Annotated in this window: 19 protein-coding genes; 14 read left to right on the forward strand and 5 right to left on the reverse strand. The window is 44.0% G+C overall.

The features are described 5' to 3' along the window. Nucleotides 1–446: 446 nt before the first annotated feature. Together JGK07_RS28730 and JGK07_RS28735 are read right to left on the reverse strand one after the other, a co-directional pair. On the reverse strand, nucleotides 447–734 hold the full coding sequence (locus JGK07_RS28730; protein WP_293186632.1) for a hypothetical protein: 288 nt from the start codon (nucleotides 732–734) through the stop codon (nucleotides 447–449). Between the two features lie 410 nt (nucleotides 735–1,144). Continuing rightward, nucleotides 1,145–1,339, reverse strand: coding sequence for a hypothetical protein (locus JGK07_RS28735; RefSeq protein ID WP_293186631.1), 195 nt, complete (start codon nucleotides 1,337–1,339; stop codon nucleotides 1,145–1,147). Nucleotides 1,340–1,437: 98 nt separating this feature from the next. Between JGK07_RS28735 and JGK07_RS28740 the strand changes: the two genes are divergently transcribed. From JGK07_RS28740 to JGK07_RS28765, 6 genes are all read left to right on the forward strand, one after another. Next, nucleotides 1,438–1,929, forward strand: a complete 492-nt coding sequence (locus tag JGK07_RS28740; protein ID WP_293186630.1) for a DUF4168 domain-containing protein — start codon at nucleotides 1,438–1,440, stop codon at nucleotides 1,927–1,929. A 256-nt stretch (nucleotides 1,930–2,185) separates the two neighbouring features. Continuing rightward, a complete protein-coding gene (gene ureE / locus JGK07_RS28745) occupies nucleotides 2,186–2,623 on the forward strand; it encodes an urease accessory protein UreE (protein WP_293193224.1) in 438 nt (145 codons plus the stop codon). Between the two features lie 267 nt (nucleotides 2,624–2,890). Further along, nucleotides 2,891–3,604 carry an urease accessory UreF family protein gene (locus JGK07_RS28750; protein WP_293225896.1) on the forward strand — a complete coding sequence of 238 codons (714 nt, stop codon included), beginning with the start codon at nucleotides 2,891–2,893 and terminating at the stop codon, nucleotides 3,602–3,604. A 313-nt stretch (nucleotides 3,605–3,917) separates the two neighbouring features. Continuing rightward, the gene (ureG, locus tag JGK07_RS28755; RefSeq protein WP_293186625.1) at nucleotides 3,918–4,514 is read left to right on the forward strand and encodes an urease accessory protein UreG; all 597 of its coding nucleotides are present in this window, start codon (nucleotides 3,918–3,920) and stop codon (nucleotides 4,512–4,514) included. A gap of 149 nt (nucleotides 4,515–4,663) precedes the next feature. Continuing rightward, the gene (locus tag JGK07_RS28760; RefSeq protein WP_293186623.1) at nucleotides 4,664–5,113 is read left to right on the forward strand and encodes a type II toxin-antitoxin system antitoxin SocA domain-containing protein; all 450 of its coding nucleotides are present in this window, start codon (nucleotides 4,664–4,666) and stop codon (nucleotides 5,111–5,113) included. Then, on the forward strand, nucleotides 5,097–5,510 hold the full coding sequence (locus tag JGK07_RS28765) for a hypothetical protein (protein WP_293225894.1): 414 nt from the start codon (nucleotides 5,097–5,099) through the stop codon (nucleotides 5,508–5,510). The genes JGK07_RS28760 and JGK07_RS28765 overlap by 17 nt, the downstream gene beginning before the upstream one ends. A gap of 38 nt (nucleotides 5,511–5,548) precedes the next feature. Here JGK07_RS28765 and murG read toward each other — a convergent pair whose 3' ends face one another. Beyond that, the gene (murG, locus tag JGK07_RS28770) at nucleotides 5,549–6,613 is read right to left on the reverse strand and encodes an undecaprenyldiphospho-muramoylpentapeptide beta-N-acetylglucosaminyltransferase (RefSeq protein ID WP_293198952.1); all 1,065 of its coding nucleotides are present in this window, start codon (nucleotides 6,611–6,613) and stop codon (nucleotides 5,549–5,551) included. Nucleotides 6,614–6,826: 213 nt separating this feature from the next. Between murG and JGK07_RS28775 the strand changes: the two genes are divergently transcribed. From JGK07_RS28775 to JGK07_RS28805, 7 genes are all read left to right on the forward strand, one after another. Then, on the forward strand, nucleotides 6,827–7,765 hold the full coding sequence (locus JGK07_RS28775) for a nuclear transport factor 2 family protein (RefSeq protein WP_293186617.1): 939 nt from the start codon (nucleotides 6,827–6,829) through the stop codon (nucleotides 7,763–7,765). Nucleotides 7,766–8,005: 240 nt separating this feature from the next. Next, nucleotides 8,006–8,794 (forward strand): SDR family oxidoreductase, encoded by a 789-nt coding sequence (locus JGK07_RS28780; protein WP_293186615.1) that lies wholly within the window; start codon nucleotides 8,006–8,008, stop codon nucleotides 8,792–8,794. A gap of 202 nt (nucleotides 8,795–8,996) precedes the next feature. Then, the gene (locus JGK07_RS28785) at nucleotides 8,997–10,019 is read left to right on the forward strand and encodes a calcium-binding protein (protein WP_293186613.1); all 1,023 of its coding nucleotides are present in this window, start codon (nucleotides 8,997–8,999) and stop codon (nucleotides 10,017–10,019) included. Nucleotides 10,020–11,065: 1,046 nt separating this feature from the next. Then, nucleotides 11,066–16,663 carry a tetratricopeptide repeat protein gene (locus JGK07_RS28790; RefSeq protein WP_293198954.1) on the forward strand — a complete coding sequence of 1,866 codons (5,598 nt, stop codon included), beginning with the start codon at nucleotides 11,066–11,068 and terminating at the stop codon, nucleotides 16,661–16,663. Nucleotides 16,664–16,748: 85 nt separating this feature from the next. Further along, nucleotides 16,749–18,749, forward strand: coding sequence for a tetratricopeptide repeat protein (locus tag JGK07_RS28795; protein ID WP_293243296.1), 2,001 nt, complete (start codon nucleotides 16,749–16,751; stop codon nucleotides 18,747–18,749). A gap of 549 nt (nucleotides 18,750–19,298) precedes the next feature. Then, on the forward strand, nucleotides 19,299–21,539 hold the full coding sequence (locus JGK07_RS28800) for a tetratricopeptide repeat protein (RefSeq protein WP_293186608.1): 2,241 nt from the start codon (nucleotides 19,299–19,301) through the stop codon (nucleotides 21,537–21,539). 86 nt (nucleotides 21,540–21,625) lie between these two features. Continuing rightward, on the forward strand, nucleotides 21,626–22,324 hold the full coding sequence (locus JGK07_RS28805) for a class I SAM-dependent methyltransferase (protein ID WP_293193221.1): 699 nt from the start codon (nucleotides 21,626–21,628) through the stop codon (nucleotides 22,322–22,324). 154 nt (nucleotides 22,325–22,478) lie between these two features. On the opposite strand, the gene JGK07_RS28810 is transcribed toward JGK07_RS28805, so the two are convergent. Then, nucleotides 22,479–23,177 carry a methyltransferase domain-containing protein gene (locus JGK07_RS28810; RefSeq protein ID WP_293186605.1) on the reverse strand — a complete coding sequence of 233 codons (699 nt, stop codon included), beginning with the start codon at nucleotides 23,175–23,177 and terminating at the stop codon, nucleotides 22,479–22,481. Nucleotides 23,178–23,529: 352 nt separating this feature from the next. Between JGK07_RS28810 and JGK07_RS28815 the strand changes: the two genes are divergently transcribed. Further along, nucleotides 23,530–23,847: a hypothetical protein gene (locus JGK07_RS28815; RefSeq protein WP_293186604.1), complete on the forward strand. Its 318-nt coding sequence runs from the start codon at nucleotides 23,530–23,532 to the stop codon at nucleotides 23,845–23,847. A 16-nt stretch (nucleotides 23,848–23,863) separates the two neighbouring features. Here JGK07_RS28815 and JGK07_RS28820 read toward each other — a convergent pair whose 3' ends face one another. Further along, nucleotides 23,864–24,112: a hypothetical protein gene (locus JGK07_RS28820; protein WP_293186603.1), complete on the reverse strand. Its 249-nt coding sequence runs from the start codon at nucleotides 24,110–24,112 to the stop codon at nucleotides 23,864–23,866. Nucleotides 24,113–24,296: the final 184 nt, after the last annotated feature.

Raw genomic sequence — 24,296 nt, forward strand, 5'->3', positions numbered from 1 at the left:
TCCGAATTTACGCCTGTGGACAAGTTGCGAGCCGACTCCCTTGGGTGAAGCAGGAAGCAGACCCTTCAAGAGCAATCTTGATTGAATAGTGAGACTTGAAAAAGTTTAGCTAAGTTTTGTGTAGCAGTAAATAGTAGCACCGCGCACATCGGTATGGCCCCCAGATAGGCAAGCACAACTCCACTGCTGCTCTGGGGGCTAATACTATTTTAGACTTGAGATTCTTCAGCTTCGCTCAGAACAAGTTTGAGATTTGAAATTCGGGATGATTTAGTCCGCGCAAAAACGGATAGTTGCGAACGACACTTCTGAGGATCGAACCCAAAATTTTAGACCTAACGACCGGCTTTTCGGTCAACGCTCCTGTTTAAGCTCCCAGATTAATCTGTAGATTGACATACTTCTTGGTGCCTTTCAGTAGCTTGGCTTCTCGAATTATCATGATTCTACTTTATCATAAAATATTTTAGATAAAACTTTTTAGCGACCAACTTCTTCAAGGTGGCTAAAGTCACCACCGCGTTCATCCCCACGCCTAAAGTCGGGGGCTTTCCGCTCGCTTTTCGGTAAAATCGACGTTGGTTCGGGTTCCGGTTCACTGAGTGCGCCTCTCCCAAGAGGGGATTTTCTCGATCGACAAATCCGCCTCTGCTTAACATTACATAAATGATTGAGTTGGCGATCGCATTCGCCCTTGCCAGAAACCGGGTTTTCAGCCCAAATATTTGGTTCAAATCCTTAAGATAGCGAAAAAACTGGTTTCTTTAGTCCCTTGGCGTTAGTCCTATGCTTGAAAGAATTGATGAGTGCGATCGATCCTAAATTTAACACCCTCAAAAGAATGCAATTGTAGGCCAGTGAGCCAAACCCCGATCAGTCATTCCCGAATCTCAAATCTCAAATCTCAAATCTCAAATTGTCTGACTTACCAGAAAGAATTGGTTTAAAGCCGGAACCCTTGTAGGGAGGAATTAAAATCAGACTATTCATTACTCCAATCCTCTTCCTTCGAGGTAGAGGTCGCTGTCACAGGTCAACTGTCAACTGTCAACTGAATGAAAGCCGATCGCACCTGAATTTGACTGATTAATGTGAGGAGTTTGTCAAGGACTTTTAGAATTATTTAAGATTTGAGCGGTGAGTATTATTTGGTAGAGGCAATTGGGGAACGCTCTGTAATGAAAAATACCCTGTGAATTTGGCGATCGGTTAACTTATTAAAGATGTTACAATCGGTCAAAGGATGGAAATTGCTAAAAAGTCGTGAAGCGTAGCTATCCCGATCGTGAATCGCCCTAGCAACCAACAAATCTAGAGTGCTGGAATTAAAAATTGTCACTCAAGGACAGGAACTTTTTGGCCACCACATTATTCTCATAGATTGAGCCTCAGTGCGCTGTGTCATTTTTATCTCCACGCAAGCAATAACCGACGACCATGAACACCTCACTCAACACCTCTAAATTTCGCCTAAACCGGATGCTGCGGCAATCGCTGTTCGCAGGCATCATTTCCGCAGCAGCTTTGGCTAGCGGATGGGCCCCTGACTTGTACGCAAAATCTCCAAGCCTTGTTTTCGGAGCGGCGGCCCAAGCTCAAGAAATTAGCAACGCCGAAATTACTAGCTACGCTCGCTCTGTCTTGGGAATCGAACCCAGACGGGAGGAAGCTATGAAGGAAATTAAAGGAATGGCTGGTGGCTCGGTTCCCAGAATAGTCTGCAACGAAACTCAGGGAATTAACAGCCTATCTGGAGGTATGCGCGGCGTGGCAGTGAATTATTGCCAACAAGCTAAAAAAATTATCGAAACCAATGGCTTGACAGTTAGTCGCTTCAATCAGCTCACTTTGCTCCAGCAACGCGATCCGGCTGTCAAACAACGAATTCAAGCCGAATTGCTGCGGTTGCAACAAGCGGGAAATCAATAAATATAGATGGTTTTAGTCTTTCTTCCTCTCCCGTTCTATAGTTTGAGTTACTGCACGGTATGCAATCATTTTTGAGAAAATGGCGATCGTCTGTAAAGAAGTGCTTGACAAAATAACCAATATTTGGTATGCAAGAATGGGAGCGGTTTAGAAAGAGATATTTTGGGCGACTACTTGCGATCGCAATTGGAAATAAAAAAGATATTCCTCAAAAACTAGATGTGAAGTCAATTCCTTTGAGGAATAGAATAGAGAAATGCTAACTTTCACAAAACGTTTACCTGCAAATCCCGATGCTGTTGTCAGCTTTAGTTTGCCGATGACAGCGGACGATCGCACTCGCAGCCGCCACCGATTCGAGACGGAGGCTGGAGAAGTGCTACACTTGGCTTTGCCTAGAGGTACGGTGTTGCGCGATCGAGATTTATTGCAGTCCGAAGACGGTAGCTGTTTGGTACTGGTAAGTGCAAAACCCGAACCGGTACTTACCACAAGGGCCTCGACTGGGCTGCTGCTGATGCGGGCGGCTTATCATTTGGGAAACCGCCACGTAGCTTTAGAAGTTGCTGATAATTATTTAAGGCTTTCTCGTGATTCTGTTTTGCAGGGAATGCTGGAAAAAATGGGTTTGGAAGTAATAGAGGAAATTGTGCCGTTTCAGCCGGAAATCGGCGCTTACGCGCACAGTCATTAGGAATGGGGAATGGGGAATGGGGAATGGGGCATGGGGCATGGGGCATGGGGCATGGGGCATGGGGCATGGGGCATTTCAAGCAACAAATAACAAATAACAAATAACAAATAACAAATAACAAATAACAAATAACAAATAACAAATAACAAATAACAAATAACAAATAACAAATAACAAATAACAAATAACAAATAACAAATAACAAATAACAAATAACAAATAACAAATAACAAATAACAAATAACAAATAACAAATAACAAATAACAGTGAACAATCAACTTTTATGTTTGTTGCAGTTAGCTTTTGCACCTGTGGGAGCTTATAGTTATTCTGAGGGAATCGAGAGTCTGGTAGAAGCTGGTGCGATCGACAGCGAGAGCAGTTTGAGGAATTGGTTGGAAAATTCGCTGGAATTTGGGGCGGTGCGAGTAGAAGCGGCTGTGGCGGTACGGGCTTTGAGGGCGGCGAAGATTGGGGATTTGAGGGCTTTGAGTTATTGGAATGCTTGGGCGACTGCTGCTAAGGAAACTGAAGAGTTGCGCTTGCAAAGTTGGCAAATGGGGCGGACTTTGACGCGGTTGTTGCTGGATTTGCGTGAAGCGAAGCTATCCCGCAGGGAATCGCCCGTACCTTCTGGATTGACAACTATTGTAAAAGATTTGGTGGAAGTTGGCGGCAATCAGTGCAATTTTGCGATCGGCTTTGGGATTGCGGCGGCAAGCTGGCAGATTGAAGAGGAAGCGGCCGTGGTAGGATATTTGTACAGTTGGGCTGCAAATTTGGCGAGTGCGGGCGTGAAACTGATTCCTCTCGGTCAAACTGCGGGCCAACAGTTACTATTAGATTTGCAGTGTCAAATTAGTTTAACGGCGCAAGAAGTTTTACAATTAGAAGATGATGACCTCGGTAGTTGCAGTTGGGGATTGGGACTGGCTAGCATGGCGCATGAAACTCAGTACACTCGCTTGTTTCGCAGTTGAAATTTCAAATTACAAGGTATGTTGTTGCGCTTCAGCGCTCTTCTCTTATATCTGATGAAAGAGCGCTTTCATCCAAGGTATGTAGTTGCGCTTCAGCGCTCTTCTCTTATATCTGATGAAAGAGCGCTTTCATCCAAGGTACGTAGTTGCGCTTCAGCGCTCTTCTCTTATATCTGATGAAAGAGTGCTTTCATCCAAGGTACGTAGTTGCGCTTCAGCGCTCTTCTCTTATATCTGATGAAAGAGCGCTTAAGCGCAACAACGTACCTAAAAAGCCGTCCAAGATTGCTAAAATCTAAAATCTAAAATCGCTATGAGTGCTTTTCGTGTAGGAATTGCTGGCCCGGTTGGTTCGGGAAAAACTGCTTTACTGGATGCTTTGTGTAAGACGCTGCGCCAACAGTACCAGATTGCTGTGGTGACTAATGATATCTATACTCAGGAGGATGCACAGTTTTTGGTTCGGAGTCAAGCTTTGGAGAGCGATCGCATTTTGGGAGTAGAAACTGGAGGCTGTCCCCACACTGCTATCCGCGAAGATGCTTCGATCAATTTGGTAGCTATAGAAGAGTTAGAATACAAATTTACTAATTTAGATTTAGTGTTTGTCGAAAGCGGCGGCGACAATTTGGCGGCAACTTTTAGCCCGGAGTTGGTGGATTTGACAATTTACGTGATTGATGTGGCTGCGGGGGATAAAATTCCGCGCAAGGGCGGGCCGGGAATTACTAAGTCGGATTTATTGGTAATTAATAAAACAGATCTCGCGCCTTTTGTGGGAGCAGATTTGGGCGTGATGGAACGGGATGCTAAAAAGATGCGCGGGGAGAAGCCTTTTGTGTTTACTAACCTGAAGACAAAAGAAGGCTTAGAATCGGTAGTTAATTTTGTTAAATTGAATATGGCATAGATTGAGAAAATATAGTATAATGTAAGTAAACTCCCACGGCTCGCAATTCCCCGTGAAAACGTCTCCAGACAAATATAGTCTGGTTGAGTCGCGGGAGTGTCAAAAAAATCTCGTTCTAGTTTAGCCCTTTAATGACTAGCAAGTAAGTTATGCTGAGTTGTTATGATGCAGCCAAATACTTTTTGGCTCAGGCAAGTGAAGATGCTGGCGATCTGATATCTAATCTCAAGCTTCAGAAATTGGTTTACTATGCTCAAGGCTTTCATTTAGCTTTGTACGATGAACCGCTATTTCCTGAAGCCATAGAAGCATGGACTCACGGGCCCGTTGTTCCTGATTTGTACCGTCACTATAAAAAGTATGGTACTGGTGCAATTCCATGTCCAGAATATATAAACTTTTCGATTTACGACGAAGAAACTAAGAGCCTGCTTGATGAAGTTTACTCTGTGTTTGGGCAGTTTGCTGCATGGAAGTTAAGCAACATGACACACGAAGAATATCCCTGGAAACTTGCTGCTCAAAATAGCGGAAAAATTACTCATCAATCCCTGAAAAAATACTTCAAGACTCAACTCAATTGTGAAGAAGCATCTTAAGGCAAATCAACGCCAAGAAAAAGGGAAAAGGATTTCATCTAGAGAAATTGTTGATTTACCGCCAGAGCAGGAGTCACCTCTATTTTCTTTGCGATACATGAATAAAGATTACTCTCTTTCTCAATGCACAAAAGATGAAAAGGCTGCTTTTGCAGATACGCTCTACAAATTAAATCAGCTTACCTGGAGTGAGATTAATGCTTGTCCCCGTCACGGATTGGGCTACGAGAAGATAGCCCGAAGTTCCATTAGAGCACCTATTCCCAGCCATCTTAAGGAGGATGTAAATTTTATTGCTTTTCGGTTTTGTGGGATGGCTCCGATGGTTGGTTATCGGGATGGGGCTGTGTTTTATGTTATTTGGTTAGACAGGGATTTTACGCTTTACCCTCATTAAAAAGAACTCGTTAAATTAGTGGCGGTGTCCTATTTTCGCTACCGCACCAACAATTCTCTGACTAAATTTGCCAAACGTTCCGTACTGTCTGTCACCGCTAATTGAAGAGCACCTTGAGACATTTTTGCCAAATATTCGGAATCTTTTAACAAATATAAGACTTTGCTTTGCAATACCTCTGCTGTCAGTTCGCTTTGACGGAATACCACGGCGGCGCCTGCTGCGGCAAATACTTCGGCGTTAAATCTTTGGTGATCGTCTGCGGCGTGGGGGAAAGGAATTAAAATAGAAGGCATTCCTGTAACTGCTAATTCTGTTAGAGCACTGGCGCCCGATCGACTAATTGCTATATTTGCTCGCTGTAACAAACCCGCTACATTATCATAAAATGGCATCGACAGATACTGTTCGTGCTTCAAGCTTTCAGCATCCGGGTCATTATTTCCGGTGAGGTGAACTACCCACGCACCCGCCTCAAACCAAGCCGGAGCACATTCGCGCACTAATTTATTGACGGCGACAGCTCCTTGGGAGCCACCCATTACTAAAATTACAGGTACGCTGTCAGGAATTGGTAACTTTAGAGGTTCGCGAGTCAAGAATTGCGATCGCACTGGCGTACCCGCAACCACCGTTTTCGCGCGGGGTAAATGCTTTGCCGCTGCTTCAAATCCGATCGCCACAGCAGTACAAAAAGGACTAAACCACCGCGTCACCTTCCCAGGAATTGCATTAGATTCGTGGAGAATCACCGGCAAACCCAAAGAGCGAGCCGCCAAAATAGCCGGTGCTGCGATGTAACCGCCGGTAGTAAATACTCCCTGAAAATTTCCCGCTTTGAGCAACTTCCGTACCTGAAGGATCGAGCCGAGGAGTCCGCCCAAAATTCGCAGTGTACCGAGTCCAAATCGCTGCTGAAAGCCTTCAACGGCGATCGTATGGAGGGGGTAAAGGGAGGGAACTAATTGCGTCTCCATGCGGTCTGGCACTCCCAGCCATTCGATCTGACAGTCGCTCAACTGACGAGCTGTGGCGATCGCCGGAAATAGATGTCCTCCCGTGCCGCTAGCTGCAACCAACAACCGCAGGGGGGTTTTTGTCAAGGTATTTGTTTCTTTTACAAGTTCCACAGGTCGATCGATTTTAGATTAGAGGTTTTAGATTATTATGCTTATTATTCCGGCAGTTTCAGCTAATTTTCAATCAGCAATCTAAAATGAGATTGTGCCGTATCTCTCCTTCCGTTGTCAGTTTTTCGTTGCAGGCGAACCGTTGCCCGCGCCGCGACCCCTGACAAATAACCAAAGTATCATCTAATGCGTAATTTTTTGAATTTAGTGCCAAGTGTATCTCAGTATTTTGCCAGCAGTCGGCACGAAAAAGCCGATCCTCTTCGTTGGCGTAGCCCCCGTAGGGGCGGGCTGCGCCAACGCGCGATCGTGTTTGGCTGCTTCGGCGGCCAGTCGATCGCTCAAATGTTGTTATGTTTAGCAGTTGTAGGTGCTGGCGTATTGCACCCGAGTGCGGTAAGCGCGATCGCGGCAACTCCCCAGGCGATCGCCCAAACCCCTGCCAATGCTCCAGCCCCACTCACCAAACTGCTAACAGAAATAGACGCAGCCGCCAACCGGCGCGATGTCAAAGCAGTCATGGCATTTTACAGCCAGAATTTCACTCATTCTGACGGCTTAAACAGCCAAAGCATGGAAAAAGCCCTCACCCAACTCTGGCAGCGATATCCGAATTTGAATTATCGCACCGAACTGAAGTCTTGGAAAACCGAAGGTAACGCAATTATCGCTGATACCGTAACTACAATTGCAGGCACCCAGAAACAGGATGGCAGAGAATTAAACCTCAAAGCTACCATCCGTTCTCAGCAGCGCTTTGAGGGTGAAAAAATAGTTAAGCAAGAAATTTTAGCAGAACAAAATCAGATTACTTCTGGTAAAAATCCTCCCAAACTTCAAGTAAATGTGCCGGAGCAAGTCAAGGTGGGCGAAGAGTACAATTTTGATGCCATTGTACTAGAGCCGATCGGCAATGACATTTTAATCGGAACTATTTTGGAGGAGCCCGTTAACGAAAAAACTTTTTTCAAGTCCGCAGAAGTCGATCTGGATTTGCTGAATTCCGGCGGGATTTTTAAAGTAGGTAAAGCTCCGGCTACTCCTGAAAATCGCTGGATTTCAGCAGTTTTGATGCGACAAGGCGGAATTGCAATGGTTAGCGTGCGATTGCGGGTTGTTAAATAATAAAATAGGTGTTATGGGGAATTGGGCATCGGGCATCGGGCATCGGGCATCGGGCATTGGAATCAGAACCTGGAAGCTTATCGATCGCAAATAACCAATAACAACTGCTAACAGTCAACTATCAACTGACAACTGACAACTGTCAACTGTCAACTGACAACTGACAACTGTCAACTATCAACTGACAACTGCTAACAGTCAACTGTCAACTGTCAACTGTCAACTGTCAACTGACAAAAAATGATTTCTATCCAAAATCAAATTGTTTTCATTACCGGTGCCAGTAGCGGTATCGGAGCAGCCTGTGGCAAGATATTCGCCACAGGTGGAGCCAAACTAATTTTAGCAGCCCGCCGCCGGGAAAAGCTCGATCGCCTTGCCAAAGAACTTGCAGACACAAAATTAGTCTCCTCAGCGAACGAGATTTACTTGCTAGAATTGGACGTGCGCGATCGCCCGCAAGTCGAATCGGCGATCGCTGCACTGCCCGACGCCTGGAAAAACATCGATATTCTGATTAACAATGCGGGATTGAGCCGCGGTTTAGACAAACTGCACGAAGGCAACTTTCAAGATTGGGAAGAAATGATTGATACCAATGTGAAAGGCTTGCTGTACATGACTCGCTACATCGTGCCTGGAATGGTCAGCCGAGGCCGCGGCCACGTAGTCAATATCGGCTCAATAGCAGGCCGTCAAGCTTACCCGAAAGGTAATGTTTATTGCGCTTCCAAAGCAGCGGTGAGAGCTATTTCTGAAGGATTGAAACAAGACCTTTTGGGAACACCAGTGCGGGTGACGGAAATAGAACCTGGTTTGGTGGAAACAGAATTTAGCAATGTCCGGTTTCACGGCGATTCAGACAAGGCAAAAAATGTCTATCAAGGACTGACACCCTTGACTGCTGAGGATGTAGCGGATGTCGTGTATTTCTGCACGACGCGATCGCCCCACGTCAATATTAGCGAAGTCTTGCTAGTTCCGACAGACCAAGCTAGTGCAACTCTAGTTCATAGAAAAGAGTTTTGAGTTTTTAATGAAAGACGTATGGATAGTTAAATAGTTCCCGGTTTCATCTGTATTTTTCAAGAGAAAAAAATCCAATAAATCATTGGATTTTTTTGAGTGATTTCATATACAACCATTCCGGACATCAGGATTTTAGCCAGTAAAATTCACAAGAGATATGAAGACTCCCGATAGATATCCCCCCTATGCGAGATCACTGGCAATGTCCCAAATAACAAATCCAACTCAACCCCTAAGCGTTCAACCTAACGCTATTGGCGGTTTAATTATTCAAGGCTCGCCCGATATACCAAACAGGATTAACGGTAGTAGCGGTTCGGATCAAATCATTCTAGGTTCTGGTAACGATGAAGTAGCAGCTCTAGGTGGCAATGACATCATATTTGCTCTAGACGGCAATGACACCGTAAGAGGTGGCGACGGCAATGATACTGTCTTCGCCGGTAAAGGCGATGATTTAATCGAGGGCGGTGCTGGCGAAGACGTTCTTTTTGGCAATCAAGGAGCCGATACCATCCGCAGTGGAGAAGGCAATGATACTGTTTTTGGAGGTAAAGGTGATGATTTGATAGACGGTGGCAGTGGCGATGACTTCCTGTTTGGCGACCTCGGCAACGACAACATTTTCGGCGGTGACGGGAACGACAACCTTTTCGGCGGTGAGGGCAATGACTACCTTATCGGTGGTGAAGGAAATGATACTTTGTTCGGCGGTAAAGGCGATGATGTGGTTGAGGGAGGCCCTGGAGATGACTTTGTAAATGGCAATTTAGGAAATGACACCGTTAGGGGCGGCGAAGGAAACGATATTTTGTTTGGCGGCAAAGGCAATGACATCGTAGAAGGCGGTGCCGGCAACGATATTATTTCTGGCAACAGAGGAAATGATACCCTCACAGGTGGTGCAGGAGCAGATACATTCCGCTTCGAGTTTGTCGGTGCCGATAATATGGATACGCTGACAGATTTCAATCCTACAGAAGATAAAATTCAACTCGATGGAGCTGTATTTAATGCTTTGATACCGGGCAATCTAGTTGGCAACCAATTTATTACAGACCCCAATTTCAATCCCAACACTCCTGGGACTCCGGGCGCGGCTAATGTCGTCTACAACCCGGCTGACGGTTTGCTGTACTACCGCAATCAAAACGGACAAGTTTCGATTGTTGCCCAAGTCGGTTCTAACCTGAATCTTGGGTCAAACAACTTTGAAATTATCTAAATTTCAACCCTATGTAGGGTATATCTACCATTGACATATAACTTTTATCAAAAAGATTAGATACTCATGCGGATAGGGCATTGGGCATTGGGCATTGGGCATTGGGCATTGGGCATTGGGCATTAAGATACCTCACTTTTTTTAGAACCGCTATAGATTTGAGATTTGAGATCTTAGATTGGGGGATTGGGTGCATCTCACTTTGGGAAATATGTTTGTAGGGGCGAAGCATGACCGTAGTCAATATGGGATTATAACTAATAACTTATATGCGGTCATGCTTCGCCCTCTTCAAAAACCAGATGCACCCGGGGGATTGATTGGTCAATACTTCTTTCTGATAATTACTTAGATTTGATATTTGAGATTTTATTAGACTTGAGAATTGAGAGTTGGGATTTTATTATATTTTTAAATTACCTGTACATATAAATCTAGTGGGAGAACAAGAGTCTATTTTTTTTGATTCAACTCTGACGCTCCTGTGGGAAAGCAAGTATTTATTTTTTGCTATGATTTTTTTTAAACTGATAACAAACAAGAAAATTCATTATATATAGCACTAACTCTTGCCAATCTTTTTGATGTGGATTATATATAGAGAAGGTACGGTGTATCGCCTGAAAAATAGAGCGTAAATTCTGATTAACAACAAGCCTTGTTACTGTTACTCAGATCTGTCACAACTTACGTACTGCTGCCCAAAAAACTGAATACTTTACTGATTCGAGGTAGGCAACGAAGTAGTTGAGTGAAAATACCTGGTTTCAGATACCATTGTCTCAAAATCATACAACTGTAGGTTAGGGAGTATCCAAACCGATATCAATCAACGCTCCCCCATCGAAAATCCCAAATAGAACATAGTAAGACGATCCGTGCTTCATTCAGTTGACAGTTGACAGTTGACAGTTGACAGTTGACAGTTGACAGCGGCCTCTTCCGGTCAGTCCGAGGATTGGAGTAATGAATAGTCTGATTTGAATTTCTCCCGATCGGGGTTCCGGCTTTAAACCAATTCTTTCTGGTAAGTCCTAATCAGTGTGATGTCAGTTATGACTAGCGGCCACAATTTACATTTTAAAATCAGTAATTTAACTGCGATCGCCACCGAAGCGATCGCACAAAATACCAATTTAGATGTCAGAACTCTTTACAAGACTGGCACTGCTTTCCAACAGCAAGGAAAAATAGCAGCAGCAATTGACAGTTACCAGCAAGCGATATCCTGCTGGAAACAAAGCTCCGATCGAGCAGTTTTACCCTGGGCTGTCAAAGCATACAGCAATTGGGGCTGCATTCTGGCGCAGGAAGGCAAATTTGATGAAGCAATGGCAGTTTTTCAAACGGGAATAGCTGTTGCGCCCGATGATGCTGCTCTGTACCATAATTTAGGTATTGTGCTGTTGGAAGTGCGGAAACCCCAGGAAGCGATCGCCCTTTACCGCCGCGCGATCGAGTTGCAGCCAGAGTTAGTTATTGCCCGTTACAATTTGGGAAAAGCCTTCCAACAGTTGGGGCTGCATACTTTTGCCGGAGAATGTTTCGATCGGGTAATTAGCCAAAATCCCGATCGAGTTGCGGTGTATGGCGATCGGGCTATTTCCCTGATCGCACAAGGCAAATTAGCTGAGGCAATGCTATGTTTTCAAAATGCGATCGCTCTCCAAAGCGAGTTTGTTGAGGGTTTTTGCCACCACGTAGAGATGCGGTTGACGGAGGTAGCAGATCTCAATGAACTCGATCGCTCTCAAATAGCCTGTGTCCGATTTCTCAGGCAACTTCAAGAAAAAAACGGCTCTAATTCTGCCATTTCTAGTCTTGCTCAAAATCCGCTGAATTTGTCATCATTGCTCCTCAATTTAGCAGAAACTTACTTTCATCTGGGAAATGCCTTGGCTGAGTACGGCGGGCACGAACAAGCGGAACAATATTACCAAAAAGCTTTACAAATTCAACCTCAGAATGCGGATATTTACTTGCGACTGGCTGATTGCTTGAGTCAGCAGCAACGATTTTCGGCAGCGATTGTAATTTACCGTCTAGTGCTGGCAATTGCGGGCGATCGATCTGATATTTGCGAGCCGTTGCAGGCTGTATTGAAACAACAGCAGAAGTTGCAGCAACTGACTCGCCTTTCCCCCAGTCTAGATCCCCCTAAATCCCCCTTAAAAAGGGGGACTTTGAAAGCGCTTCCGGTTCCCCCCTTAAGAAGGGGGGCTAGGGGGGATCGAGATCTAAATGTCGATCGCCCAGATGATTCCCCTGCAAAAATCCCTGTCGCACCTCAATCCTTCGGACACCCCAGACTTACCATTTTGGGAGATATTGAAAACTCCCAATTTGAGAGCTCCTTACCCTCCATTGTTAACTGGAACCAACAGCAGAAATCCGAATGTCATGGTTTAGATTGTCAGCGGTGTCTCAGGCGGATTTTCAAACAGTTTGAACCCGTGCATTTAGGTGATGGCGTATATTCTTGCGACGGCCAGGCAAAAACAGCGTTTGATTCGCCGGAAACCTTTGTGACTTCCCTCCCCAACGGGCGGGCTTGGATTGTACCGCAGAAAAATTCTTGGATGATTTGCAATGCTATTGCAATTATAGATGAACAAGATCGGCTGTTACCCGAACTTTCCCGCGAATATCCGGGCGAGTTACCCGGATGCGACAATCAACATTCTACTCAGCACAGGTTTTTGAAGTTAAAACCGGAAGAATTGCCACCTTTAGAAAAGATAGACGGTACGGTGGCGGTATTAGCCGGACTTTCGGGAAATGTCTATTTTCACTGGATGGTAGATATCTTGCCCCGCATCGAAATTCTGCACCGTTGGGGGGTAAATCTGGAGGAGATAGATTGGTTTTTGGTGAATAGCTGCCAGCAGCCTTTTCAGCGAGAAACCCTGAAAGCATTGGGAATTCCTGAATATAAGATTATTGAGAGCGATCGCCATCCTTACATTCAAGCCAAACATTTAATTGTTCCCTCTTTTTCAGGATATTTGGGCTGGCTGTCACCCCAGGGGCTGGAGTTTTTGAGGCGAGTTTTTGCAGGAGAACAATCTCCTAAACTCCCAGAAAGTTGCGCTGGGGAGAGCAAAAATACTCAGCCAGAACGCATTTATATCAGCCGCAACAAATGTAGCTACCGACGAGTTATCAATGAAGAACAAGTCATCGATTTTTTAAGCGGATTTGGCTTTGTTCCAGTGCTACTAGAATCTATGACTTTGAACGAACAGATAACTTTATTTGCTCGTGCCAAAGTAATTGTCGCGCCGCACGGCAGCGGTTTAACAAATATTATCTTCTGTTCTCCCGGAACAAAGGTAATTGAGCTGACCTCTGGGAATTATATCAGGCATTACTATTGGGCGATCGGTCAGCAGCTAAATCTCGAACATTATTACGTAACAGGAGAGAACTTTGAGTGCTATCCAATCCGACAGTTAATGTATCAAAATCCATTAACTGAAGATATTTTGGTGAATTTGAAGGATCTCAAAATAATGCTGGGCAATGTCAATGTCATTCCCTCAAAAAAACCACTAAATTTAATATCGCGAGAAAACCCTAAAAGAACCATCAAAATCATGAACCAAGAATCAGGCGATTATTTCCAAAAGCGGGCAGAGTTTTATTTAAAACAAGGCAAGTTAGCTGATGCTCTAGCTGCTTGCGAGCAAGCCCTGAAACAACAACCTAATTTTGCGCCAGCTTACAAGACTTTGGGCAAAATTAGTGCGGCACAAGGAAATTCAGCTAAGGCAAAGCATTGGTACACAAAAGCTCTGGAATTTAAGCCCAATTTTGCGGAAGTTTATACTGACCTTGCCGCTCTGTATGGCGCAGAAAAAAATTGGGAAATGGCTTTAGCTTGTCACCAAAAGTCAACATCCCTACCGATGACAAATATGCCAACCCATCAGAATGACATCCCAGAAATTTTAGGTTTCAATCCTGACGATATTGAAGTCTACATTCAAGGTGCAGAATCGTTTTATGCTCTCAGGAAATTTGAGCAGGCTGCGACAGCTTGCCAGCGAGTTATCCAAGTTAAACCCGATGCGAGGGTTTATAAAATTTGGGGGAATGCTAGGCAAGCTCAAGGCAAGGTAGAGGAAGCGAAAAACTGTTACGCTAAGGCTATTGAACTCGATCCTGATTTTGCTGAAGCTTATACTAATTTGGGGACGATTTATGCTCAGGAACAGCAGTGGCAATCGGCGATCGCATTTTACCAAAAGGCGATCGCCCTTCAGCCGAATTTAGCATCAACTTACCGCAATTTAGCTCGGGTGTGGGCGCAAATGGGGCAGCTATCGGAGGCTGACGGGTGCTGGTTTAAAGCGTATTCTCTGGAACCTGCCAAAGCCACGCCTGAAGAACACATCCAATTGGGCGATAACTTTTTGAGGCAGAATCAGGTAACGCAGGCAATACGCTGTTACTGCCACGCGATCGAGCTAAACCCCAATTTTAACCAGGCTTACCAACAGTTAGGCAATGCTCTCAAAGCTCAAAGAAAGTTGCAGGAAGAAGTTGCCAACTATCGAAAAAATAGTGAAAATCAGGCTAATCTTTCTGGGGATTTGTTGAATACAGTAGTGGTGGGTGCCAACCCAAAAGCTGAGTTACCTCAGAATCTCCAAACATCTACTTTGCAGGCAAATATTCCAGCTAATTTATTGCAACTAGATTCGACAAGTTCTGCTGAAAAGCCTCGCGTACAGTTGCAGCAACAGCAAACAATTCCTGCTGTACCGGAACTGTTAAATACGATCGCCAATTCGGCAAATTCTGCACCCGCTGTTCCCAACTCGGCTGATGTTTCGCCCCAGGTGACTGTTGTTGACAGCGGTTTTGCGACAGATTTTCGGAAACAGGATACGGCTGATAACTGCATTCAGCGGGCAGAATCCTATTGCGCTCAAAAACAATTCGATCTGGCTATTGCTGAGTGCAAGCAAGCCATTGAGATTCAACCCGATGCGGTGGCTGCTTACAAACTGTGGGGCAGTATTTTGCAAGGGCGGGGGAATTTAGTAGGGGCGATCGAGTGCTATCAAACAGTTGTCAAAATTAATTCTAGCGACGTGCAAGCCCACGTAAATCTCGGCAGTTTGTATGCCATGAAACAACAGCGACAGCAGGCAATTGCTTGTTACCAAAAGGCGATCGCCCTCCAGCCGAATTTAGCAGCAGCTTACCGGAATTTGGCTAGGGTGTGGACGCAGGATGGCAAGCTGGAAGAGGCGAATGAGTGCTGGTACGAAGCGTTTTCTCTGGAACCGGAAAAGGTATCGCCCAATCACCACTTTAAACTGGGAAATATTTTGTTTCGGCAAGGCAAAATCTCTCAGGCGATCGCCTGTTACCAGCGCGCGATCGAGTTAAATCCGAACTTGAATGGTGTTTACCAAAATCTGGCAAAAGCGCTGACAAAAGAAGGCAGGTTGGATGAAGCTGCTGTCTGCTTGCAAAAAGCGGTGGCACTTAACGGCAACTATTCACTATCTAGTAAAGCAGTGGATTCTGTTCCCGCCACGACAGGGGTAAGCGCCTATCAAAACAGTCGCCAAACTGCGGCGGAAACTGGGGATACCATTGTTTCTTCGGTACAGATAAATAATCCTGCAAAGTCTGCGGAAACTCTCAGATTGTCTGCAAAGGCGATCGACTCAGACAAACCTGTGGCAGTTGCCAATTCTCTCAGTGCAGAAGCATACATCAAACAGGCAGAATCTTATTACGCCCAGGGTAAATTTGATGAGGCGATAACTGAGTGCAAGCGAGCCATTGAAATCACACCTGAGGCGGCAATTGCTTACAAGATTGCGGGGAATGCTACTCAAGCAATGGGAAAAGTTGATGCTGCTAGGTATTGGTACACTGAAGCCTTGGAAATTGAACCCAATTTTGCTGAAATTCATGCAAATTTAGGCAGCATCTACGCTCGTCAAAAACTGTGGCAAAAGTCAATTGTTTGTTATAAAAAAGCAATTGAAATTAAACCAGATCTCGTAGTGGCTTACCGGAATTTAGCTCAAGTTTTTGTGCAGTCTGGCTTTCCCCAAGTAGGGGCAGAATACTGGTATGAAGCTCTCACTTTAGATATCAAGTGGGCAACTGCTGAGGAACACTTTACTCTGGGCAATACTTTGCTACAGTTCGGTCAGTTGGAGAAGGCAATTTCCTGTTACCGGCGGGCAATTCAGTTGCAGCCGAGTTATGCGGATGCTTATCACAATTTAGGGGAAGTTTTGAGCGTTCGGGGTGAGTGGGAAGATGCGATCGCAGTTTACCAGCAAGCGATCGAACTGAACCCATATTATGAGGGGTCTCATTACAGTTTGGGGAAAGTTTGGGCTAGTCTCGATCGGCGGGAAGACGCGATCGCCTGTTATCGGACGGCGATCGAATTAAATCCCCACTTTGCTCAAGCATATCAAAGTTTGGGGGAAGTTTTAGATAGTCGCGGTCAGTTGGATGAGGCGATCGGGTGTTATGAAAAAACCATTGAATTGAAACCTGATATCTGGGAACTTCACCAAAAATTAGGTGATGCTTTGCAAGAAAAAGGCGAAATTGATGGAGCGATTCACGCTTACAACCGCGCGATAGAACTGGCAAATAATTAGTTATCTATTTTCCGGATACTGATTCAGGAAACAGAATAATAAATCACAAGGATTTGACTGTATCAATTTTTAGCAGGTATAGGATATGAACAGCGAAACCAATAATATCATAGAATTTCCTCTTAATAACAATTCCGATTCATTCCTCGCGCGCCAACCAATTGACAATTTGTTGAATCCGCAATCTTTGGTTTTAAAAAGAATCTACTTAGAAGGTGACGAACAAGATAGGAAGAAAGTGCGCGATTCCTATAGCATAGTCAATGCTAGCTTTAGCCATGCTAAACCTCACTACAGTTTAGGAAAAGTTTTTGCCAAAAAAGGAGAGTGGGATAAGGCTATTTCGTCCTACCGTCAAGCCTTAGATTTGACATCTGATTCAGCGGAAATTTACCAGAGTTTGGGAGATGCTCTTGTTAAAAAGAGCGAGTTAGATGAAGCTGTCATAATTTATCAAAAAGCTATCGAAATTCAGCCTTCTCTGTGGGAAGTCCACCACAATTTGGGGGATGTTTTGCAAGTACAAGGAAGATTAGATGAGGCTGTTGCTGCGTATCGTCGGGCGATCGCCTTTAACCCCGATTTTTCTTGGTCGCACAATAATTTAGGGGATGTGCTGATTAAGCAGGAGATGTGGGAAGAGGCAGCCCAAGCGTATAAAAGTGCGATCGGGCTAAATCCAGGCTTCCATTGGTCTCACTATAACTTGGCGGATGCTTTAGTGCAGTTGGAGAGGTGGGAAGAGGCGATCGCCACTTATCGGTGTGCAATTAATTTAAAATCGGATCTGCCTTGCGTGCAAGAAAAGTTAGCAGATGCGCTGAAAAATCACAGTCCGCTGTCAGCCAAAGAAGCTATTAGTTGTTACAGTCAAGCTATTGAGGAAAATCCAGATAATATCAAAGTCTATCACAAGGCTTTGGAAGTTAATCCAAAAGACCCGAAACTCTATTTAGGTTTGGGTAATGCTCTCGCAAGACAGGACAATAGAGATGGAGCGATCGTATTTTATCAGATGGGGCTACAGTTCAAGCCTGGTGACTTTGAACTTTCTTTGCAGTTATCCAAAGCCTTGATAAATATCAAGGATGGATTTGAGGATGCGGCAATAGAGTCGCAAGCCGAGACGATCGACTTTTATAGCAAGCAGAGGGCAAATTATGTCAACTCCTCAAAAATGCTGTTACCAGTTCAATTCTCGCCGATCTCAAAATCTATACGATATCAAGTTGATATTGTTGTCTGCGTTCATAATGCTTTAGAGGATGTGAAAGAGTGTTTAACCTCTATTGTCCGACACACCAAGGTTGACTATCGCTTGCTCATTGTAGATGATGGCTCTCAACCAGAAACTAGAGATTTTATTCAGGCGTGGGTTAAAGATGTTTCGCAAGCAATTGTTTTGAGAAATGAGACGGCTCGCGGTTATACCAAAGCAGCTAATATCGGTATGCGGGCCAGTACGGGTGACTATATAATTTTGTTGAATAGCGACACAATTGTCACTCCTGGCTGGATAGAAAAATTAGTTGACTGTGCTAATTCACGAAAAGATATTGGCATAGTCGGGCCTCTGTCAAATTGTGCATCTTGGCAATCGATTCCTGAAATATTTGACAATAAGGGGGGCTGGATGATTAACAGCGTTCCTGATGGATTTTCACTGGAGACTTTTAGTGAATTAGTAGAAAATGTTTCGGAAAAGGCATTTCCTAATGTGAATTTTGTTAATGGCTTCTGCTACATGATTAAGAGAGCAGTGCTTGAGGCAATTGGGTGGCTGGATGAAGAGAGTTTTCCCTACGGGTATGGGGAAGAGAATGATTTTTCAATTCGAGCTAGGAAAGCTGGGTTTAAACTAGCGATCGCTGACAATGCCTATGTCTATCACTCTAAGTCTAAAAGTTTTGGACACGAACGCCGTCAAGAGCTTTCTAAACAAGGTTCTACAGCGTTTAAACAGAAGCATCCCGATATTAATGTCAAAGCTTTGACTGAGGAAATCAAGAACAATCAAACTCTCGATCGTTTACGCCTCAAGCTCCGCGAACATATCATATCAAATCCGGCAGCATCGGTATTATGAGAGTGCGAGCGTCTCGCTCGCGGCATAGATCGCGGCATAGATCGCACTGATAAACTGTTCTGCATTTAAATTGGATATCAAAAAAAATCAGACTCTTGTGGGGTGTCCCGCCCGCCCTGAATATACAATTTAAATGTGCGATAGCTTATCATCCAAATATATTATTCCGAGGGAGCATCCCGATTGTGCAAACATATCCGCAAGGGCGAAGCATTCGCGCCTGTATCCTATCGACTATATGAGAGATTTTTAGCGCGAATGCTTCGCCGATATTAGTCATTAGTTAGCAGTCATTAGGGGTGCATCTCAATGCAAGCGAATATATCCGTAGGGGCGAAGCATGACCGCAGAAAATAGGAGGTTATAACTAATAATTTATATGCGGTCATGCTTCGCCCTCTTCAAAAACCAGATGCACCTGTCATTAGTCAGCAGTGATTAGTCATTAGTTACTGATTATTGGGAAATATTAAAAAATAACACATAACAACTGTCAACTGTCAACTGTCAACTATCAACTGTCAACTATCAACTGAAAATAGGGTTTATATGTCAGAAAAAGTCGATCTAGAAAAGGCAGAAAATCATTTCCAAACTGGCCAAAAACTTGAACGGGAAGGGAAATTAGAAGAAGCGATCGCTATTTACGCTCAAGCTATTCAAGCCAACCCAAATAACTCTGAGTTTCACCGCAGTTTAGGAGAGGTTTTGCAACGGCTGGGGCGACATTCTGAAGCGATCGCCAGCTACCGTAAAGCTATAGAGCTGCAACCGAAGTTTTCTAAAGCTTACCACAACCTAGGAAATGCCCTGAGCCAAATGAAGCAGTGGTCTGAAGCGATCGCCTCTTACCGTCAGGCGATCGAACTCAAACCCAACCTCCCCACAGCTTACTACCGTTTAGGGGAAGCTTTGCAACAACTTGGAGAAATGGAAGAAGCGATTGTCGCTTACCGTCAAGCTATTGAACTCAACCCAAATAACCCTGACTTTCACCACAGTTTAGGGGAATTTTGGCGGCAACAAGGGAAATATCAGGAAGCGATCGCCTGTTACCGTCAAGCTATTGAGCTGCAACCGAAGTTTTTTAAAGCTTACCATAACTTAGGAAATGCTCTGGGTCAACTGAAGCAATGGTCTGAAGCGATCGCCTCTTACCGTCAGGCGATCGAACTTAACCCAAATATTCCTGAGTTGCAATTCAGCTTAGGAGAGCTTTTGCAGCAACAAGGGAGACATTCCGAGGCTATCCCTTGTTACCGTAAAGCTATAGAGCTGCAACCGAAGTTTTCTAAAGCTTACCACAACCTAGGAAATGCTCTAGGTCAAATGAAGCAGTGGTCTGAAGCGATCGCCTCTTACCGTCAGGCGATCGAACTCAAACCCAACCTCCCCACTGCTTGCTATCGTTTGGGCGAAGCTTTGCAACAACTTGGACAGATAGATGAGGCGATCGCCAGTTACCGTAAAGCTATTGAACTGAAACCCGATTCTTCTGCTAAATTTTACTACAATTTAGGAGAACTTCTCAGCCAAAGACAGCAGTGGGAAGAGGCAATTAGCTGTTACAGTCAAGCATTCGAGCTTGACCCAAACTTTTCGCCAGCCTATTACAAATTAAGGCAAGCCTTAGCCCAAAACGGTCAGCCCGATCCACAAGACAAAACAGTTTCCTACGAGCGATCTGCTGTCAAGTTAAATGTCAATCATGAATTTCCCAAAATTTTGTTTATTCTCCCCGTCAAAGGCGGTGGAGGAGGCGCTCATTCAGTAGTGCAAGAATCCTTAGCACTTTATCGCTCTGGGATTCCTATCAAAATAGCCGTCAATCAGTCTAACTTTACTGACTTTTTAAATGGTTACAAAGAAATTCCCGAAATTGGTGAAATTGCAGCTTCTTATCAAACTTTAACTGAGTTCAAAAAATTAGCTCAAGATTTCTCTGTAGTCTGTGCTACTACTTACAGTTCAGTAAAAATCCTGGAAGCGTTAGTTAGAGAAAATCCCCAGATATTGCCAGCTTACTACATACAAGATTACGAACCATTATTTTCTTACATAGATACTCCAGAATGGGAAGAAGCGCGACAATCCTATGGACTGATTCCCCATGCTATCCAGTTTGCTAAAACTCAGTGGTTGTGCGAGATTGTTAATCGCAATCATGCTGTTAAAGTCCACAAAGTAGAAGCCAGCATCGACCATCAAGTTTACTCCCCCGATCTGAAGAGTGAAAACTCTCGTATAGAGATTTCTATGATGGTAAGATTCACCACGGCCAGACGCGCTCCCCGTCGTACATTAGCTGTCGCTAAAATTTTATCAGATTTGTTTCCAAATCAAGTACATTTTACTATCTTTGGCTCTGACCGGAGTCTGATTGAATCTGCTGGGATACCGATTCCAGAAAATACTACGATTTTTCCTCATCTGAGTCGCTCCGAAGTCGCGGCCCTGCTGCGAAACTCAGATATATTTCTAGATCTTTCTGATTTCCAGGCTTTTGGCCGTACAGCTATAGAAGCAATGGCTTCTGGCTGCATTCCAGTTGTCCCCGATAAAGGAGGAACAGATGAATTTGCGATCGCTGACTTTAACTCCGTAGTCGTTGACACCACATCGATTGAGGATTGTGTCAAGGGAATTGGTAAGCTCATTCAAGCCGATCGCAATGTCTTATTGCAACTCAAGTTAAATGCTATTGAAACAGCGGCTAGATATTCACCAAAACGTGCTGCTTTTAGCATTTACAATCTTTTCTGCAATGAGCTACTTCAACTTGCTTCATAGATAGATATTTTTAGGAGTTTCAAGTAAGTATTATGTTAGACCCTGTTCTTCAAAGACGATATCTCAATAAAGTTCAGCTCCAACTAATGACCCGAAAGCGATGGGCTTACCTACGCTATCTTCAGATGCGTGAAGGATTAATCGAAGCCTTAAAAACGGCAGAAATCAAATCCTTTCTCAGCGTTGGCTGTGGAGCTGGATTAACGGAGGTAGCTCTCGCTCTAGAATTTCCTGCAATTGAGTTTTACCTCACGGATATTGATACTAAAGCCAATATTCAACAGCGATTAGGGATGCGGATGGCCACCGAATGGGTGATTGAAAATGTCAAATGTGACACTTACGATACTTTGACTCCCTCATCAGAATCCTACGATCTAGTAGCCTCGATTGAAGTCCTAGAACATATCGAGGCTGACAAAAAAGCAGCGATTAATATGCGTGCAGCATCACGGAAGTATGTATTTGCACTTGTTCCATTTGCCAGTCATGAAACTAACCTCAATAAAAAAATGAGAGAAAGTGTCTGGAAAAATCACCAGCATTATCGCGTCGGCTACAATGCTGATAGCATCCAGGAAATTTTCCCAGATATTACAATTTTACGTGGGTGTTACTGGAACGATGCTGGTATTAAACTGCGCCAAAAACTTGAACACTTGTCTGATGAAGAAATCCGGGCTTTATTGCCACATTTAACTCAGCTAGCTAAAACAGATATTCGTAACAGTATCCCTGGCGCTGATGGAAATTGTCATGGAATGTGGATTTTGTCAAAAGTCTGAATTATATCTTTTGACAGTTGACAGTTGACTGTTGACTGTTGACTGTTGATAGTTTACAGCATTTGACAAATTAGGTACGTAGTTGCGCTTCAGCGCTCTTAGCTAATATCAGGAAAGAGCGCTGAAGCGCAACTACGTACCTTTGCTCAGTCGCTCAAGAAAAAGTGAGACCTTTTTGATAAATCAAATGTTTGTATGGGAGATTGCGAACATCGGATACACTTACATTATTAGACAACCAAATAATGCCAACAACTTCTCGATAAACTGGTTGGTTGAATTCCACTATTGGTTTTACTTCATGTTTTTCTTGTTCCCAATGCTGTTGGTTTTTGAGTGACGATAACGGGTGAATAGTTGTATCTTGAGAAGAGTTGACCAAGACTCTCCCATAAATTTCATAGTTGGGAACATTGAGTTCTTCAAGAATGTTCTTTACCTGTTGGGCTTGGAGATGTAAAGTATGACCTGTCCAGTCAGACCAATAAAATTTTAGTCCTAAAGATTTTAAGTAGTCATCGGCATCAAAAAAAGGCCCTTTAATAAAAACGAATTTTCTCGAAATTCGGATAGCATTTTTTATGGCTTCTTTGGCATAATCTAATTTAGGTAAATGCTCCAAAGTATGGTTGAGAATTGTAAAATCCACGCAACCATCAGGGAGATCGAGATTGCAAAAATCTCCTTTGATGGCATCATATCCAGCAGCTTTGGCTGATGCTACCTTCTTCGGATCGAGATCGATGCCAAATCCCTTACGCCCTTTGAGTATGTTGATTCCAAATTGAATTGAGCTACCGTTAGAACAGCCAAAGTCTGCAAAATCAAAACTTGTAATATCGAACTCACTCATAATTCTCTTCCAATCAAAATCAAATGTATTGCAACTAGAGATAATTAATTAATACATGATTTTGGTAAGGGTTTCAGGAAAATAGATGTGGTTCTGCGAAGAGAATAGATGCGTTATGCGAGATGTAGCGGGTGCATCTGGCGCAAGGAAGAGGGCGAAGCATGACCGCATATAAGTTATTAGTTATCATCTCATATTGACTGCGGTCATGCTTCGCCCCTACGGATAGTGCAATTTGCCTTTTTTTATATACCGCAAACTTCCAATCTACATCCTTCCCTGATTCAATCCGGATTAAATAGGAAACTTCAGAACAAATAACTATTAACGAACATATCCCCAATAGTACGGTATGCCTAGTCCAAAACCATTGATAACTCGTCCACAGCGTTTAGGTTCATCTAGAACCTACTACAAATTTCAAGGAAAACCTTACAAGCATCTGGAAATAGAGATTAAATTAACTTCTTTAAAAACGATAGCTACTGCTATTTTGTTAGGGGTTCCTTATCTGGGGTTTATTTACGTGTTTTTTTCTGGAGGAGCAAAAGTTATAGCTGTTGGTTTGGTAGTAGTAGGTATCTTGATAGGGGGAACGATCGCACTTTTATACTACTTAAACAGACAAGAGCCTGTCAAACCGCCGACAAATCAAAACAAACGGCGGTAATACCCAGCCCCAAACTCTATTCTGGGGCTGACGCTAGCTCGATCGCTCCATCCGAAATACGATCGCCCCTCCCGACTGCGAAATTCAGATTTTGGGTATCATCAAGCGATCTGTTGAAAATTTTGATACAACTGTCCGGATTGCTACTGAATTCCCAGGAAAGTAGATTAGTAGATGCACCCTGATAATTAACTCCCGACCAATTTTGGCCGGGTTTTTTTTGAGCGATCGCACGCACAGCCGTAAATTCTCGCAAATTTCCCAAATTCTCCGGAAAAAGGTGTGGTGTTACCGGAGAGTAGATTAGTAGATGCACCCTGATAATTAACTCCCGACCAATTTTGGCCGGGTTTTTTTTGTCGATCGCACTTTATGAGCAAATTCTGGCAAATTTCCGAAACTATCCCGAAAGAGGTACGGTGCTACCGGAGACTAAATTAGTAGATGCA

This window comes from Microcoleus sp. PH2017_24_DOB_U_A, assembly GCF_020738205.1.
Classification (GTDB): domain Bacteria; phylum Cyanobacteriota; class Cyanobacteriia; order Cyanobacteriales; family Microcoleaceae; genus Microcoleus.

What these genes read in the sequence shown, in the direction of transcription:
- JGK07_RS28740 (WP_293186630.1), top strand. Translation starts at nt 1,438, where the DNA reads ATGAACACCTCACTCAACACCTCTAAATTTCGCCTAAACCGGATGCTG.
- ureE (WP_293193224.1), top strand. Translation starts at nt 2,186, where the DNA reads ATGCTAACTTTCACAAAACGTTTACCTGCAAATCCCGATGCTGTTGTC.
- ureG (WP_293186625.1), top strand. Translation starts at nt 3,918, where the DNA reads ATGAGTGCTTTTCGTGTAGGAATTGCTGGCCCGGTTGGTTCGGGAAAA.
- JGK07_RS28760 (WP_293186623.1), top strand. Translation starts at nt 4,664, where the DNA reads ATGCTGAGTTGTTATGATGCAGCCAAATACTTTTTGGCTCAGGCAAGT.
- JGK07_RS28775 (WP_293186617.1), top strand. Translation starts at nt 6,827, where the DNA reads ATGCGTAATTTTTTGAATTTAGTGCCAAGTGTATCTCAGTATTTTGCC.
- JGK07_RS28780 (WP_293186615.1), top strand. Translation starts at nt 8,006, where the DNA reads ATGATTTCTATCCAAAATCAAATTGTTTTCATTACCGGTGCCAGTAGC.
- JGK07_RS28785 (WP_293186613.1), top strand. Translation starts at nt 8,997, where the DNA reads ATGTCCCAAATAACAAATCCAACTCAACCCCTAAGCGTTCAACCTAAC.
- JGK07_RS28790 (WP_293198954.1), top strand. Translation starts at nt 11,066, where the DNA reads ATGTCAGTTATGACTAGCGGCCACAATTTACATTTTAAAATCAGTAAT.
- JGK07_RS28795 (WP_293243296.1), top strand. Translation starts at nt 16,749, where the DNA reads ATGAACAGCGAAACCAATAATATCATAGAATTTCCTCTTAATAACAAT.
- JGK07_RS28800 (WP_293186608.1), top strand. Translation starts at nt 19,299, where the DNA reads ATGTCAGAAAAAGTCGATCTAGAAAAGGCAGAAAATCATTTCCAAACT.
- JGK07_RS28805 (WP_293193221.1), top strand. Translation starts at nt 21,626, where the DNA reads ATGACCCGAAAGCGATGGGCTTACCTACGCTATCTTCAGATGCGTGAA.
- JGK07_RS28810 (WP_293186605.1), bottom strand. Translation starts at nt 23,177, where the DNA reads ATGAGTGAGTTCGATATTACAAGTTTTGATTTTGCAGACTTTGGCTGT.
- JGK07_RS28815 (WP_293186604.1), top strand. Translation starts at nt 23,530, where the DNA reads ATGCCTAGTCCAAAACCATTGATAACTCGTCCACAGCGTTTAGGTTCA.